1 pseudogene is annotated in these 403 nt (G+C 75.9%); it reads left to right on the top strand.

Features of this window, described 5'->3' with window-relative positions:
• Positions 1–403, top strand: a pseudogene (locus QN350_RS19800) (hypothetical protein); the annotation flags it as partial.

The raw sequence follows: 403 nt of genomic DNA, 5'->3' as shown, positions 1-403 counted from the left end.
GCCCTCGCCCTGTCGTTTCTCCTCGCCCCCACCCGCGGGCAGCTCAGCCCGGAACAGAGCCGCCTGCTCGGGGTGCCGGCCAGCGTGGTCGTGCCCGCGTCCGAGACGGACGAGTTCCTCGCCGACTACTACCCGAGCCTCCGTCATGCGCTCCCGGTGACGAGCACGGATGCCTCGGTGCGCTTCCCGGAGGCCGCCGCGCCCGTCCTGGTGCTCACTGTGCGCTTTCTCCCGAAGCAGGCACTGAGCCTCGGCTGGGACTGGGAGCACCGCGAGGGCCGGGCCGTGACGCGCGTGCCGCTCGGCGCCGGCCCCGGCTCCGACCCAGCCGGCCGGGACGTGGCCGCGGAGGCCGCTCTCCTCGCGGCCGTCGCGGTTGGGGGGGCCAAAACCCCCCCCCCCC

This window comes from Cryobacterium sp. 10I5, assembly GCF_035019865.1.
Lineage (GTDB): Bacteria > Actinomycetota > Actinomycetes > Actinomycetales > Microbacteriaceae > Cryobacterium > Cryobacterium breve_A.
This window is presented reverse-complemented; position numbering and strand designations above follow the sequence as displayed.